The 14,928-nt window shown below is 57.5% G+C and carries 11 protein-coding genes and 1 tRNA gene; 1 reads left to right on the top strand and 11 read right to left on the bottom strand.

Going from position 1 to position 14,928, the window contains the following annotated elements:
- Positions 1–61: 61 nt before the first annotated feature.
- The 9 genes from SIC15_RS06945 to SIC15_RS06905 form a co-directional block, all read right to left on the bottom strand.
- On the bottom strand, positions 62–1,450 hold the full coding sequence (locus tag SIC15_RS06945; RefSeq protein WP_083231827.1) for a DUF1329 domain-containing protein: 1,389 nt from the start codon (positions 1,448–1,450) through the stop codon (positions 62–64).
- Positions 1,451–1,586: 136 nt separating this feature from the next.
- The gene (gene pepN, locus SIC15_RS06940; RefSeq protein WP_412537344.1) at positions 1,587–4,229 is read right to left on the bottom strand and encodes an aminopeptidase N; all 2,643 of its coding nucleotides are present in this window, start codon (positions 4,227–4,229) and stop codon (positions 1,587–1,589) included.
- A gap of 81 nt (positions 4,230–4,310) precedes the next feature.
- Entirely contained in the window at positions 4,311–5,150 is an 840-nt protein-coding gene (locus tag SIC15_RS06935; protein WP_412537343.1) for a DUF2797 domain-containing protein, read from the bottom strand.
- Positions 5,147–5,437 (bottom strand): YeaC family protein, encoded by a 291-nt coding sequence (locus SIC15_RS06930; RefSeq protein WP_069183857.1) that lies wholly within the window; start codon positions 5,435–5,437, stop codon positions 5,147–5,149. Before SIC15_RS06930 ends, SIC15_RS06935 begins: the two co-directional genes overlap by 4 nt.
- A 165-nt stretch (positions 5,438–5,602) precedes the next feature.
- Positions 5,603–6,466, bottom strand: coding sequence for a rhomboid family intramembrane serine protease (locus tag SIC15_RS06925; protein WP_412537342.1), 864 nt, complete (start codon positions 6,464–6,466; stop codon positions 5,603–5,605).
- A gap of 43 nt (positions 6,467–6,509) precedes the next feature.
- Entirely contained in the window at positions 6,510–7,523 is a 1,014-nt protein-coding gene (locus tag SIC15_RS06920; protein ID WP_069183859.1) for a metallophosphoesterase, read from the bottom strand.
- Positions 7,524–7,525: 2 nt separating this feature from the next.
- Complete coding sequence (locus tag SIC15_RS06915) at positions 7,526–8,410, bottom strand: NAD(+) kinase (protein ID WP_008170512.1); 885 nt, start codon at positions 8,408–8,410, stop codon at positions 7,526–7,528.
- A gap of 111 nt (positions 8,411–8,521) precedes the next feature.
- On the bottom strand, positions 8,522–9,769 hold the full coding sequence (locus tag SIC15_RS06910; RefSeq protein WP_412537341.1) for a DNA repair protein: 1,248 nt from the start codon (positions 9,767–9,769) through the stop codon (positions 8,522–8,524).
- Positions 9,770–9,974: 205 nt separating this feature from the next.
- Positions 9,975–12,044: an FAD-dependent oxidoreductase gene (locus SIC15_RS06905; protein WP_412537340.1), complete on the bottom strand. Its 2,070-nt coding sequence runs from the start codon at positions 12,042–12,044 to the stop codon at positions 9,975–9,977.
- A gap of 153 nt (positions 12,045–12,197) precedes the next feature.
- Here SIC15_RS06905 and SIC15_RS06900 point away from each other — a divergent pair, with 153 nt between their 5' ends.
- Complete coding sequence (locus SIC15_RS06900; protein ID WP_412537339.1) at positions 12,198–13,247, top strand: AraC family transcriptional regulator; 1,050 nt, start codon at positions 12,198–12,200, stop codon at positions 13,245–13,247.
- Positions 13,248–13,475: 228 nt separating this feature from the next.
- Here SIC15_RS06900 and SIC15_RS06895 read toward each other — a convergent pair.
- Together SIC15_RS06895 and SIC15_RS06890 are read right to left on the bottom strand one after the other, a co-directional pair.
- Positions 13,476–13,552, bottom strand: a tRNA-Asp gene (locus SIC15_RS06895).
- A gap of 138 nt (positions 13,553–13,690) precedes the next feature.
- Positions 13,691–14,722 (bottom strand): AraC family transcriptional regulator, encoded by a 1,032-nt coding sequence (locus SIC15_RS06890; protein ID WP_412537338.1) that lies wholly within the window; start codon positions 14,720–14,722, stop codon positions 13,691–13,693.
- Positions 14,723–14,928: the final 206 nt, after the last annotated feature.

The raw sequence follows: 14,928 nt of genomic DNA, 5'->3' as shown, positions 1-14,928 counted from the left end.
TGCCGGTATGTCGGGTCGCCACTTCCTGTGGGCGGGGACGCATCCCTCGACCAACAGTGCGCTAGCGAACACTCCTGCGGCGCAGTGACGCCGGCGAGAAGTAGCGCGTATTGGGGACCTCGTCGGTGAACACGCGGGTGTTAGCCTCTTCTGTGTCCAGACCGAGCACATGATAACGACGGGCCTGAAGGTCATGATAGACGTCAAGAACCGTCCACACACCCGGAAGTTCATAATAATTTTTAGGCAGCCCCATGGTTACACGCCAGAGTTCGCCACGGCCGTCGTACTGGTCAAGCAAAACCGTATTCCAGCTGTCCTCGTCAATGTAGAACCGGCGCTTGCCGTAAATATGGCGCTCACCATCTTTCAGCGTGGCTTCAACCACGTGAACGCGGTGAAGTTCCCAGCGGGTGAGGTCCGGATTCAAGTGGGAGATTCCCAGAATTTCCTCGTACGGAAGACCTTTTTCACCAATGCGGTAATTGTTGTAGGGGATGTAGATTTCCCGCTTGCCTTCGTAATTCCAGTTGTAGCGGTCCAGAGCCCCGTTAAAGATATCGGTGTCGTCTGCCGTACGCAGGTTATCGGCCGCTGCAATCGGGGAGTCGTAACCCAGGTTCGGCGCCCTGCGCACTCGACGCTGGCCGGCGTTGTAACCCCAGCCGTTCCGGGGATTGATAATCTGGTTCAGGGTCTCGTGAATCAGAATCGCACCACCGGCCAGTCGGGGTGGTGACTGGGTAAACGACAGGTAGTAGAAGATCACGTTGTCCAGATCTTCTTCACCGCCTTCCGGATTATAGTAGTTGAAGAAGGCTTCCTGCTGAGAGGTCACCAGCGAGTAGTCGCCGTTGGTCTGAACCGCCACCTCACTGGAACGACGGGTTACATTAACCCCGCGCCAGCGGGTCAGATGGTTCCAGACCGCCTGCCAGGCCTTCTGCTCGTCATTGCCGTGCAGGATCGGGAAAGGGTAGCCCCCAAATGCGCCATCCAGGCCTTCGCCCTGACCCACAATCTCTGCGTTTACCGCGTTTTCACGGGTATTCTCAGCCACCCAGTCGGGAACGGCATGGGTACGACGAGTCTGATAAACGGGTACCCGGAATGTGGTGGGGTAGGTTTCCAGCATCGCCTTCACACCGTCAGTAAGGTATTCCTCATACTGATCCATGTTGGCGGGCGTGATGGTAAACAGGACTTCATCATCCGGGAACGGATTGATGTGGTGCTGTCCGCTGCCCTCATAGCCGGGAGGCGGTTCTGTCAGCCCACCGGTCCAGGCCGGGATAGTACCGGCACTGTTGCCGGCCTTGGGTGAGCCAAAGGGTGTCAACTCCTGGCCCAGACGGGCCGCTTCACTGGCGGAAACCGCCGCCCACGCAGGCGCTGATGCCACGGAGAGAGCCAGCAGGCCGCCGAGAATCGCATTTTTGTTATACATCATTGTGAAACCTTAAGTGCGTCTGGAAGCCTCTGCGGAGGCTTTTTTATTGTCGTCTGATGGAATTACAGACCTTACTCCAGATTACCCGATCCCAGACTAAAGTCTATCGACCGAAAGTGCGATTTTGTATCTGACTTCAATCGGCAAGGCTTTTGTGCACCACCTCATAGACATCCCTGGACAATCCCGACTTGTCACGAATCCGCTCAAGGGCGGACTTCATCCGGGCACTGTACGACGGCGCAAACTTTCTCCAGCGGGTCAGCGGCGTCACCAGACGCGCGGCAATCTGGGGGTTACTGTCGTCCAGGCGACAGACCTGATCCGCCAGGAACTCATAACCAGAACCGTCAGGATTGTGGAAAGCCGCCAGGTTCTGACCGGCAAACGCGCCCACCACAGAGCGAATCTTGTTGGGATTTTTCCAGTCGAAGGCCGGGTGCTCCAGAAGTCTCTGGATGTCCGGAAGCTGACCGGCCTGGTCGCTGGCCGCCTGCACAGAGAACCACTGTTCAACAACCTGGGGATCATCCTTGAAGCGATCGTAGAATTCATCCAGCGCCTGCTGGCGGTCAGACTCGAAGCCTGAATTCACAAGCGCCCGCAAGGCGCCCATCCGATCGGTCATATTGTCGGCGGCGCTCAACTGACTCACCGCCAGCTCCCGGCCCTCCTGGTCGTCAATCATCAGCAACCAGGCCAGCGCAGTGTTGCGCAGGCTACGACGGGCAATGGCTTCCGGTGTCACCTCGTAAGGACCGCCGCCCTGATGGCGCTGGTAGCACGCGATAAGTTCGGCTTTCAGGGCGCCCGCCAGATGGCGGAGTACCGCGTCGCGGGCGCGGTGAATGGCTGGCACGTCGGCGTTATCGGCCAGTTCAATCAGGTAGGCCTCGGAAGGAAGTTGCAGCATCTTGGCCACCAGGGCCTGATCCAACTCGGTGTCGGAAATCAGCTTGCGATAGGCTTCGACCAGTCTGGGTTCGATTTCCGCATCGTCAGGCGCGCCTACCAGCGACTGGATGACATCCACTGCCAGTCTCTGGCCCGCATCCCAGCGATTGAATCCATCCGGATCGTGGCTCATCAGGAAAAGCAACTGTTCGCGACTCCAGGAGTAGCGAACCCGAACCGGTGCGGAGAAATGCCGTAACAGTGAGGGGACCGGCCTGGATTCGATGCCATGAAATTCAAACGAATGGGTCGCTTCGGTCAACTCGAGGACCCGCTCCGTCGGGGCATCTGCCTCACCCGCCCCAAGCTTTAACGGCAGCGGCTGGCCGTCCTGCCCCAGCAGGCCCAGCGCAAACGGTATGTGTTGCGGCTTCTTGTTGGTCTGTCCCGGAGTATCCGGAATGCTCTGTTCGATAGTAAGGCGATATACACCCTTATCGGCGTCATAGTCGTCCGACACATTCAGCACCGGCGTGCCGGCCTGTTCGTACCAGAGCCGGAACTGGCTCAGATCACGCCCCGAGGCGTCTTCCATGGCTTTAACAAAATCATCGGTTGTTACCGCCTGGCCGTCATGACGCTCGAAATACAGATCGCTGCCCTTGCGGAACAGGTCCGGTCCCAGCAGGGTGTGGATCATGCGCACGACCTCTGCGCCTTTTTCGTAGATGGTCAGGGTATAGAAGTTGGAGATTTCCATATAAGACGCAGGCCGCACGGGGTGCGCCATGGGGCCACCGTCTTCGGCAAACTGGGCCGTACGCAGCAGGGTCACATCTTCGATCCGCTTCACAGTTGAGGAACCCATATCCGCCGAGAACTGGGAGTCCCGGAATACCGTGAAACCTTCTTTCAGGCTGAGCTGGAACCAATCGCGGCAGGTAACGCGGTTCCCCGACCAGTTGTGGAAATACTCGTGGGCAACGATCGCCTCAATACGCTGGAACGCCAGGTCCGTGGCGGTTTCCTGGCTGGCCAGCACGCAGGAGGAGTTGAAGATGTTGAGCCCCTTGTTCTCCATGGCGCCCATGTTGAAGTCATCCACCGCCACAATCATGAAGATATCGAGGTCGTACTCGCGGCCATAGACTTCTTCATCCCAGCGCATGGAACGCTTCAGGGAATCCATGGCGTGATCGCATTTCTCAGCGTTGCGAGGCTCCACATACATGCGCAGGTCAATGCCACGACCTGAACACGTTGTGAAGGTATCCCGCTTCTCGACCAGGTCTCCGGCCACCAGGGCAAAGAGATAGCAAGGTTTGGGGAACGGGTCTTCCCAGGTGACAAAATGCCGGCCGTTTTCCAGCTCGCCTCTTTCCACATCGTTGCCGTTGGAGAGGAGCACCGGGTAGGCGTCCTTGTTGGCTTCGATCCGGGTACGGAAACGTGCCATCACGTCCGGACGGTCCGGGAAAAAGGTAATGCAGCGAAATCCTTCAGCCTCGCACTGGGTACAGAACATGCCCGATGATTTATACAGGCCTTCCAGACGAGTGTTATTCTGGGGCTCTATCCAGGTCACCACAGTCAGCGTGAACTGTTCCGGTACCGAACGAACCACAAGTTGATCTCCGCGGTCTTCATAATCACCCGCGGCGAGCTGGGCACCATCCAGGGCGACGGATTCCAGCGTCAGGCTGTCGCCATCAAGCTCCAGGGGTGCCGACACCTCATCAGAATCAGGGTTGCGGCGAAGCTCAAGCGTACTGTGCACTCGCGCCCCGTCCTCAAACAGCTCGAACCTCAGGTCGACAGTGTCTACCAGATACGCAGGTACCTTGTAATCGCTCAAATAAATGGTCTGTGGCTGGCTGGTACGCATTGCATTTCTCCAGAGTTCGCGGCCTGCGGACGCAGCATTCATAGCCCACAGACGTGAAAAGATTGGCCGGGCGAGGCGCTGTCAGCCTTCCAAGACCCGGAACCGGACTTCATAACCGGTGAATTTTCGAATGTTAATCACACCGGTATCCAGAATAAGGTACTGCCCTTTGATGCCCTCAAGAACGCCCTCTACTTCCGGCGTTTTGTCGAGGTTATGGGTTTTGATCTTTTCTGGCCAGATCTGGACGGGATAGCTCAGGCCGAGGCCCTCTTCGTCTACTTCCCGGATAGAATCCTCACCGTGGGTCTGCCGGAGCGCATCAAGATCGGCGGCAATCAGTCCAAGCATTCGTTGGCGCTCCTGCGCCAGATCCAGCTCGGGAACATCGCCCTTGAGCATGGCCCGCCAGTTCGTCCGGTCGGCCACGTGTGTTTTGCAGGCAACCTCGACCAGACCGGCAATATACCGCGTCGCAACTCGCACCATCGGGATGGCGTCCACCGCACCCTGGTCTATCCAGCGGGTTGGCACCTGGGAAGCCCGGGTAATGCCTACCTTCAGGCCCGACGAATTGGCCAGATACACCACATGCTCCACCATGCAGTGGGTTTCACCCCACTCCGGCTCTCGGCAGGTGCCAAGGTGATAGTGACACTTCTCCGGACTCATGATGCAACTGTCACAAGCCGCCAGTTTGCGGAAGCAGGGGTAACAAAAGCCCTGATTGAAGCTTTTGTTGGTCTTCCGGTCGCAGTGAATGCACCGGATCACGCCATCGAAATCCAGACGCAACGGCCGACCGATCAGATCATTCAGGGGAATGCGGGTGTCGCCCACGGAAATGGAGTACGCCACAGGCTCCCCCGCCTCCACCGGCATTTTGCGCAGCCGGCCCGTAACATCGATCAGCTCGCTCAAGACTTGACCTCAACAAACTGGTCGGGATCAACATCGCCGTTGCCCTGGGTGCGCCGAACCGATGGATCACAGGCAGTTCCCGCCTTGCTGCCCCGGTCGAGATAGCCGGTGCGTTCCTCTTCCGGAATGTTGTGCAGATTTTCGTAGTAGATCACTGCTTCCAGGCTGATTTCACGCTGCTCGGGTGTCAGCTTGCGGCCATCGGGCCATTTTCCGAGCTCAATGGACTGCCGGAGACTCCGGTAAACATTCGGATCCAGTCGCTCGATAAGTTCTTCGTAAGTCATCCCGCTCTCCTGAAAAAACGTTCATTAAAAATGTGGCGGAATCGTTTGACAGAATCAAACGATAATGATTATCATTGCCTCACCAAATGACGACGGTCGTATCATTTGGTCTCTCTCATCAGGAGCTAAAAGCTCTTTTAACGCCCCGCCTCTGGCGGGGCTTTTTTATGCGCCCCTTCTGCGTCTTACGGGCAAAACCACCGCAAGGGCCAGTCCGGCAATAAATCCCCCCAGGTGCGCTTCATTTGCCATACGCCCGAGCCCGATGATTTCCGGGAGCGGCGTAAACCCGATCACCATCCATGCAACCGCAAAGGTAACCAGCGCCGGCGGAAACTGGAACCGCGGTGCCGTTCGCTGGCTGAGCCAGCAGTAGCCCAGAATCCCATAAACAACCCCCGATAGCCCACCGAAAAGAGGTCCGGACACGAAATACTGCAAGCCGTTGGAGATCAGGCTCGTGATCACAAACAGGGTGATCAATCTGGCCCGACCGTCGAACCATTCGATCTGGCTGCCAAGAAACCAGAGCATCACGGAGTTGAAAATGATATGGGTCCAACTAAAGTGCAGAAAATCCGGCGTGAGCAGTCGCCAGATCTGGCCACTGGCCAGGGTCGCGGTTAACGCGTCGATGCGACCGGCCAACGTACTCCAATCATAATCCCGGGGGTCAATCATCATCAGGCTGGCCGCCAGTTCATTCTGACCCATGGCCGTGAGCCAGACCATGGCCACGGCAAAGACAATGATCCCGAGGACCAGCGGCGCGTGCCTCGGTGAAGGCTGCCAGCGCCCGCCAACAAACACCGGCGACCGATTCTGGCGGTCCACAGCTTGCCTGACTTCGGGCTCCGCCATGAAGCGGTCCAGGGCGGAAAGCACGGGTTCAGCGTGGGCAGGGTCTTCCAGCCAGAGCACCTGGAATCCTCCCTCTTCCGTGATCCGGTGCGCCACACCCTGGCCGCTCAGCCAACGACTGAAGCCAGCCAGGTTCACCGTGGTATCCAACTGCTTGACTCGGTACACCGCTTACTCCGCCTCCGGGATTGGTTCAGCCGAAACGCATGGTTTAGCGCGCGACACTGTCTTCGCTGGTGGGATAATCCGGTTGTTCCGGCCTTTCCACATCTACCCAGACAAACTTGTCACGGGAAAGTGCCCGCTCGCCATCCATCCGGTAGGCCACCAGCCGGCCATACTTCACGGCACTGTAGTCAATGCAGGCAACGTTGGGCTTGAGCGGCGCCGGCTCACCTTCCATCCAGTAGTGACCAACAAACACCGGCGGCGCATCCAGGGGATAACTGATCAGCTGCCTACGCTCCGCATCGGTCAATACCCGGCTTGCCACTTCCGGAGGCAGCGGGTCTGGCTGAAAGACAACATCGGAATAGGTGTGTGGATCGTCAGCCCAGAACTTGGTTCGGAAAAACTCACGCACATAGCCGTCCCGACCGGTGATGGCCATACCCTCGGGGAGCCTGAGATCCGTTCCGCGCAGAAGGGTATCCATAACCTGCCCGGCAAAGGACTCAATAGCAGCAGAAGCGTGCAGGAAATCCTCATCAATGCAGGCACCACCCTGCACCTGTTTGAATTTTTCGATCAGATCGCCGTCCCAGCAGGCGTGTACAACACGAAAATCCTCATCGTCGATGAATAGCGGTATGGTATAGAACCACTCGAGAAACTCATTCCACTCGTATGGATGGGCCTCGAACTGTTCCAGAGTTTCCCGGATCAGACGGTTATGTCGGGCGTTGTGCTCACGCAGGAAGGTTTTGCCGCTGCCCGGCCGCGCCCGCGTGCAGTAGCCCAGGGCATTGTACTCATGATTGCCCATGACAATGCGCGCCGAACCATGCTCCACCATGTCCCGCACAAGGTGCAGCGCCTCACGGATCCGTGGGCCACGGTCAATGATGTCGCCGATAAAGATCGCCTGGCGACGCGGATGCTGGTAAACCCCGTTAACCTTGCGGTAGCCCATCTGGTCCAGCAATCTGGCCAGGGTATGGGCGCAGCCGTGAATATCACCAATGATGTCGTAACCGCGACTTGCGGTCGATTTTGTTGCAGCCATGATCAACTCGCTGATATCTCACTAGCCCAGCCAAGCTTGTCACGGCAGGTGGCGTAGAAATTGTGGTCAGTGGGGTGAATCAACCGGATCTTGAACGGCTTTTTGGTGATGCGAATGATATCGCCCGGCGCACAGGCAATGTTCATCTGGCCGTCAAAGCTGATTTGCGGATAGGTTTCATTGGTCTCCCCGATCACCAGTTTGATCTCACTCTTGCCATCGACAACGATCGGCCGGCTACTGAGAGTGTGGGGAAACATGGGCACCAGGACAATGGCATCGAGCTTGGGATGCATGATAGGGCCGCCAGCGGAGAGCGAGTAGGCGGTAGACCCGGTCGGCGTGGACACGATCAGGCCATCCGAACGCTGGCTGTAAACAAAATGACCGTCAATAAACAGATCGAAGCCAATCATCCGGGTGGATTTACCCGGATGCAGCACCACATCATTCAGGGCGGTACCGAACCCCAGAGGCTGGCCATTACGCTCGACGTTGCCATCCAGCAGGAACCGGGTCTCCTCCATGTACTCGCCTTCCAGAACCTTACCGAGGCGCTCCTCAAGATCGGAGGGCGATATGTCAGTCAGAAAGCCCAGACGGCCACGATTGACCCCAAGCAGGGGAATCTTGGACTTGGCCAGCTCACGGGCGGCGCCCAGAAGACTGCCATCACCGCCGACCACGATCACCAGATCACAGATCTCGCCCAGCAGTTTTTTGCTCGCCACCTGCAGGCCATGCCCGGGCAACATGCTGGCGGTGTCTTCCTCAAGAATGACGTGGTAGTTGTTGGTGATCAGGTACTGTTTGAGCTGGCGCAGTGACTCGACCACTTTCACGCTGCCCATACGACCAATCACACCAATGTTCCTGAACTGATCCATGAAGTTTCCTGTGGTGTCGGAATGCGGTGGGGACGAACGAAACCGTTACCCCGGGGACAATCTGGCGTACAGTTTAACGAAAGTCACCCCGATACTGAAAAAGTTCCGGCCTCAGGCCTGGTGTTTCTCGCACCGGTCATCAATACCCGGACGGAACTCCGACGGCTGACTGATTCGAAGAATGGGCTCGCCACACGGCTTGCCGTCCTCGTTTTCATGGCCACAGACGGGGTTCTCGTAATGCTCGAGCCACTCCCGATAGGCAGGTTCGTTCATACCGCAGCGTTCCGCTGCGTAAGCGGTAGGATTGCTGAAGTAGGTATCAATATCTTTGAAAGGCAGCGTCACATGGCCGACGCCGGGCTGGTAGGCCACCAGAAACACGGACTGGCGTTTGAGGTGGTCCATGATGGAGTCTTCCGGCGGCTCCCGATTGCGCAGCTCGTGGTTCTCCTCCTCGAGGGCAACGATTTTCTCGTCCCTAAGTTCCAGCTCCCGCTGGCGCCGCTCCAGCTGTTCCCGGAGCAGCAGGAGTTCTGCGCTCGCGTTTGAATCCTCGCGCTGTTTTTCCTCACCAACGGCAGCCATCTGCTCCTGCATGGCGAGGTACTGTTCGTTTCGCTCCGACAAGCGCTTTTTGAGCTGCTCATTGCTCAGGCGCTGACGCTCGTACTTCTGCTCGAGATCGGCAATATCACTGCGTAAACCCTGGATTTCCAGCCGGTGTTCGCGCTGGATGTCCGACAGGGCATCGCGGTGAACACTCTGCAGGGTCTTGATCCGCAGACGCTGTTCCCGGATGAGTTGCGCCAGACGGGAGCGATCCGCCGCCGCAGCCGACTCTTCCCGCTCGGAGGAATCTTCGGCCTGTTCGCTCAGAACCGGAATATTCTCTTCCTGAACAGGCTCCACTTTCCGGAATTTCAGGCTGTTGGCTTCAACCGCTTTGCGGATCGCCTGGAAATGGTTGTTCCCGGGCGTCATGTCCGGGTCCCAGAGATCCTCCTTGAACTTGGGGTCAGGGCATTGGCTCCGGCAAACCAGCCGGATTGCACCGCCACCCATGTCAGGCCCTTTGGCGCCTGTTCTGGCTAACTCTTCAATAGGCAGGTTCCAATGGCTGTCTGCCCGACCTTCCTCATCAAACCAGATTTTGAAGAAAACCAGGGCCTGCACCTTGAGGTCAGGACTCAGCTCAACCAATACAGCCCTGACCTCGGTTTCGGCGAGATCGGACAGCCCTACATAGCCATCCAGGAAGGCCCCGAATTCGGTAGCCCGCATCTCGCGGGCCACCTGGCTCCCTTCCACAAAAAATACCGCCGAATACCCATCGGTTGCCTGGTCGGCAGACACCATTGCACGCTCTCCACAAATCGTCGATTCGACACCACACGACAGAACCCCGAAAGGTGTTCCATCTGATCGTGATGCCGCCCCTGCTATGCTGACAATCCTGAGGCAGCATAGAAGGGACAAGCAGTCAGACCCAAAGCTCTTAGTCTAGCCAGACAATCGTGTCTGCACAGGGAAAAACTGCAACGATTTGTGATCGTGTTTACGCTCAGAGCTCTGCAGCCAGACGACTACCCTGATTGATCGCCCGCTTGGCATCCAGTTCTGCAGCCACATCCGAACCACCAATCAGGTGTACCGGCAGGCCAGCAGCCTCCAGATCGCTCTGCAGCTCACGCAGCGGCTCCTGACCCGCGCACACGATGATGGTGTCCACAGGCAGCACACGGTCTTCGCCCTGCTCTCCGCCTTTCGGCGTGACCGTTATGTGCAATCCCCCATCGTCTATCTTGCGGTAGGTCACACCCGGCACCATCTGTACCTGGCGGTTTTTCAGGGAGGTACGGTGAATCCATCCGGTGGTCTTGCCCAGATTCTTGCCCACCTTCGATGCTTTACGCTGCAGCAGGTAGACCTCACGGGCAGGCTCCGGCACCTCGGGCTCAACACCCTGAATACCGCCCCGGTGCTCCACACTCAGATCCACGCCCCACTCACGCATGAAGTGATCAGTGTCAACAGCGGCCGATGTACCCTTGTGGACAATAAACTCGGAGACGTCGAAGCCGATACCACCGGCGCCAATCACGGCGACTTTCTGCCCAACCGGCTTGCGTTCGAGCAGCGCATCCAGATAACCGATCACTTTCGGATGATCGATGCCTTCAATTTCAGGAGTACGCGGCTTGACGCCGGTCGCCAGGATCACCTCATCAAAGCCGCCGGCCTTGAGATCCTCGGCGCTGACACGGGTGTTCAGCCGGACATCCACCTGGTGCTTGTCGAGCATCACCCGGAAATAACGCAAGGTCTCGTAAAACTCTTCTTTGCCGGGTATCAGCTTGGCAACGTTGAACTGGCCGCCAATCTCACTGCCGGCATCGAACAGTGTCACCTTATGGCCGCGTTCTGCAGCCACCGTGGCAAACGCCAACCCGGCAGGGCCGGCACCCACGACCGCGATAGACTTGGGCGCAGCGGTCTTCACATAGGTCAGTTCGGTTTCGTGACAGGCGCGGGGATTGACCAGACACGATGTCAGCTTGCCGCTGAAGGTGTGATCAAGACAGGCCTGGTTGCAGCCGATACAGGTGTTGATCTCATCAGCGCGGTCCTCGGCTGCCTTCAGAACCAGGTCGGCATCTGCGAGGAAGGGCCGGGCCATGGACACCATATCGGCATCACCCTCGGCCAGAATCTTTTCGGCCACGTCCGGCATGTTGATCCGGTTGGTGGTGACCAATGGAATGCTCACCTCCCCTTTCAGGCGCGCCGTCACCTTGGTAAAGGCCCCGCGGGGAACCGACGTGGCAATGGTGGGCACACGGGCCTCGTGCCAGCCGATGCCGGTGTTGATGATGGTTGCACCCGCCTTCTCGATTTCCTTGGCCAGGTGCACAACCTCTTCCCAGGTGCTGCCATCCTCAATCAGATCCAGCATGGACAGACGGTAGATCAGGATGAAGTTCTCTCCCACCCTTTCACGAACCCGACGGACAATTTCGATGGGCAGACGAATACGGTTTTCGTAGCTGCCACCCCAACGGTCGGTGCGGTGGTTGGTGTGGGAAACAATAAACTGGTTGATGAAATAGCCTTCCGAACCCATGACCTCAACGCCATCATAACCGGCTCGCTGCGCCAGTGCGGCGCAATCCGCGTAGTCCTGGATCTGCTTTTCGATACCTGCTTCATCCAGCTCCCTGGGCTTGAATGGGTTGATCGGTGCCTGGATGGCGGAAGGCGCTACCAGCTCCGGAGAGTAGGCATAACGGCCAGCATGGAGAATCTGCATGCAGATCTTACCATCGGCTGCATGGACGGCGTCGGTGATAATCCGGTGCTTGTCGGACTCCTCTTCGGTGGTCATCTTGGCGGCGTGCTGGAACACCCCTCCTTCCACGTTCGGGGCAATACCGCCAGTCACGATCAGACCAGCGCCACCGCGGGCACGCTCGGCATAGAATGCAGCAAGACGTTCGAAGCCATTTTTGGCCTCCTCCAGCCCCGTATGCATGGATCCCATCAGGGTGCGATTGCGCAGCTTGGTAAAACCAAGATCCAGCGGCTCGAGCAGGTTCGGGTATTTGGCAACGCCTGGCGTCGTGGTCGCGGTCATAGTCGGTCTCCTCATCGTGATCTTTGTCGGGGCTCCCCCAAAGCCAGGGCCCCGTTCATTGTTGAGCCTTAAACTACTCGCGCTCCTTGCCATCGACAATATCCCCAGATAACATTTTATTATCCTTGCATAACATGTCTGACAAAGACTTTAATGAGCGACTCCACGCACGCCCCACCCAAACGCCGTAACTCACTGGGAGACATCAGTGTCCTCTATGTATCTGCGCTGATGAGGGCAGCCGAGGCAGAAGGCGCCAACAGTACCGAACTGGCATCCCGTTTCCAGCTTGACCAACAGACACTGACATCGCCTGAAGCACGGATCAGCATTCCAAGATTCATGCGCCTGGGGCACGCTGCCATCCATGAGACTGGCAACCCGGCCCTGGGGTTGAGAATGGGTGCATTATCCCGCCCCGTCGACGCCGGCATTGCCGGGCTCGCCGGAGAAACCGCCAGCACTGCCGGGGCAGCGATCAGCACGTTGATTCGCTACGCCCTGCTGACCAGCCGCAACAGCCGCGGCGTGCCAACGGTTCGACCAGACCTTCGGCAGGCGCAGTTTTATTCGATTCGCCCGTACAATGGCTTTAACTATTTCGTAGTGGATTCCGTTCTCGCCGCCTGGACCCAGTTCCTGCGAACCGTGACCGGCCGCTACGATGTTCTGGAGAGAGTTACCATCGAATACCGGTCCATCGGGCAGGATGACCTGTTCGAAGGCTGGTTCCGCTGCCCGGTGCAATTCGGAGCAACAAAGAACAGCCTCACCGTGCGGCAGGACATCTGGGAAAGCGCGAGCCAACAGGCTCAACCGGCCATGCATGAAAAGCTCATAGAGCTGTGCGCACGGGAACTGCAGCAGATCCAACGGGGGTGGACGACGGGAGACCGGGTGAAAAACCTTCTCACACCGCTGTTCCGGGGCGAGACGCCCAGCCTGGAAACCATCGCCATGAAACTTGGGGTGGCACCCTGGACACTTCAGAGACAACTGGCTGCCGAGGGAACCGGCTTCCGGGAACTTATGGATGAAACGCGGAAACAGCTGGCGCGGGACTATATTCGGGAAACAGAGACATCACTGGCGGAAATTGCCTGGCTTCTTGGTTTTGCCAATCCTGCAGCCTTTCACAAGGCTTATCGGCGATGGTTCAACCTGAGCCCGGGAGAACACCGAAAGCGAATCCGGCATTCCTGAAATCAGAGCTCCATGGCGTCATCCCAGCCGTCATCGTCCTCATATTCCTCAAACTGGCTTTCAATCAATTCTTCTTCGTAATCCAGCATAGCGGTCGACCTGTTCTTGAACTTTCAGGGACAGGATAGATTGCCTGAATGACAGCAGGATGACACAGACGTGTTTTGGAAAACAGAGAGTGACTCGGGAAGCGTGAGAGCGCAGGGAATTGCAAAAGAAGGGTAAAAATGGCGGAGCGGACGGGACTCGAACCCGCGACCCCCGGCGTGACAGGCCGGTATTCTAACCAACTGAACTACCGCTCCGTGCGGTTTGTCACGACTGACCTCTTGGAGGCCCCGCAATCACTGGTGTGAATGCTCTGTGACAACGAGGGCGCATTATAAAGAGGCGCCCTGTTATGTCAACGCTTTTTCTGAAAAATATTCAGAAAAAGCGTTCCGTTACATTGCGTCGACCATGGCGTCCTTGCCCTGGGCGGTTTTGCGGTATTCAATCGGCGTCATGCCCGACCAACGTTTGAAGGCCCGATAGAAGGTGCTGGGCTCGGAAAAGCCGGTGAGGTAAACAATCTCATCAATGGATTCATCGGTCGTTGCCAGAAGCTGACGGGCCAGACGATAGCGGAAATCCGCGAGTACCTGATTGAAGCTGGTCTCGGCCTCTGTCAGGCGCGTGCGCAGGGTTCTCGGCTTGATGCCAAGACGTTCTGCCACGGCGTCCAGGGTGACTTCTCCACTATCCAGAAGCTCGGCCACGATCCGCTCCACCTGGCCAACGACATCCTTTTTCTCAAGCCGGGCCACCTGTTCGCTGGCAAACCGCTCATGCAGATCCAGCAGCTCCGGCTCAGCATGAGGTGAGGCATGGGACAGCAGTTTTGCAGGAAAGTACAGCCGGTTCTGCGGCGCACCAAAGGTGACGTCACATCCAAGCACCTCGCGCACATGGTCCTGACCCTCGGCCCGTTCATGCTCGAACTCAATGCGCGAAGGGTAGAAGTTGCCATCGGTGATCGAACGGAAAAAGGTAATCAACCCCAGCACGAAACATTCATTGAAATGTCGCAAGCGGCGAACGTCATCAGACGCCGCATCCAGCACCATGCAGGCATCATCACCCTCAATGAAGAAATCGGTGTTGGCGGCGTCACTCAGCAGACGCTGATAGTTCTGGGCCCGGCGCAGGCCCTCGCCAAAGGTTGGGCTGCTCAGAAAAAGATACTCCAGCACCTGCCCCTTGTATGCTGGCAGCAGTTGCCCAAGGTGCAGGCCAACATCAGGATCGCCGGAAACGTCCTCAACAGCCTGCCAGAAGTACATCTGGGCGCTGTGGGGGGTTCGAAGCTGCTCGGTATAAACGTAATTCTCATCCACACCCAGGCGAGTGAAGATGGCATCGGTATCGATTCCTTTCTTTTTCATCGCCTCATAAATCAGGCGCAACATCACTCCCGCGTCACGAAGTTCCTGCATAAGATTCCGCTTTTTATTGGTTTACTACTGTGACCCTCCCGACAGACGCCGGGGCACGCCGGGTCAATGCCTGATCTGGCGGGGTTTGCCAGACTCCAGAGGTTTGTCAGACTCAAGGGGCCTATGAACCGCTCCCTGTTAGACAATCGTCTTATATTAGAGCATATCAGGCCACAGACGCCGAGTTGTACCAAAATGTAAAAAAA

The sequence above is a fragment of the Marinobacter sp. MIT932201 genome, assembly GCF_047123295.1.
In the GTDB taxonomy this organism is placed as follows: Bacteria; Pseudomonadota; Gammaproteobacteria; order Pseudomonadales; family Oleiphilaceae; genus Marinobacter; species Marinobacter salsuginis.
This window is presented reverse-complemented; position numbering and strand designations above follow the sequence as displayed.

Excerpts from the sequence above, each read along its gene's own strand:
- SIC15_RS06920 (WP_069183859.1), bottom strand. The coding sequence starts at position 7,523 with ATGGCTGCAACAAAATCGACCGCAAGTCGCGGTTACGACATCATTGGT.
- pepN (WP_412537344.1), bottom strand. The coding sequence starts at position 4,229 with ATGCGTACCAGCCAGCCACAGACCATTTATTTGAGCGATTACAAGGTA.
- SIC15_RS06915 (WP_008170512.1), bottom strand. The coding sequence starts at position 8,410 with ATGGATCAGTTCAGGAACATTGGTGTGATTGGTCGTATGGGCAGCGTG.
- SIC15_RS06905 (WP_412537340.1), bottom strand. The coding sequence starts at position 12,044 with ATGACCGCGACCACGACGCCAGGCGTTGCCAAATACCCGAACCTGCTC.
- SIC15_RS06945 (WP_083231827.1), bottom strand. The coding sequence starts at position 1,450 with ATGATGTATAACAAAAATGCGATTCTCGGCGGCCTGCTGGCTCTCTCC.
- SIC15_RS06900 (WP_412537339.1), top strand. The coding sequence starts at position 12,198 with ATGAGCGACTCCACGCACGCCCCACCCAAACGCCGTAACTCACTGGGA.
- SIC15_RS06910 (WP_412537341.1), bottom strand. The coding sequence starts at position 9,769 with ATGGTGTCTGCCGACCAGGCAACCGATGGGTATTCGGCGGTATTTTTT.
- SIC15_RS06930 (WP_069183857.1), bottom strand. The coding sequence starts at position 5,437 with ATGACTTACGAAGAACTTATCGAGCGACTGGATCCGAATGTTTACCGG.
- SIC15_RS06890 (WP_412537338.1), bottom strand. The coding sequence starts at position 14,722 with ATGCAGGAACTTCGTGACGCGGGAGTGATGTTGCGCCTGATTTATGAG.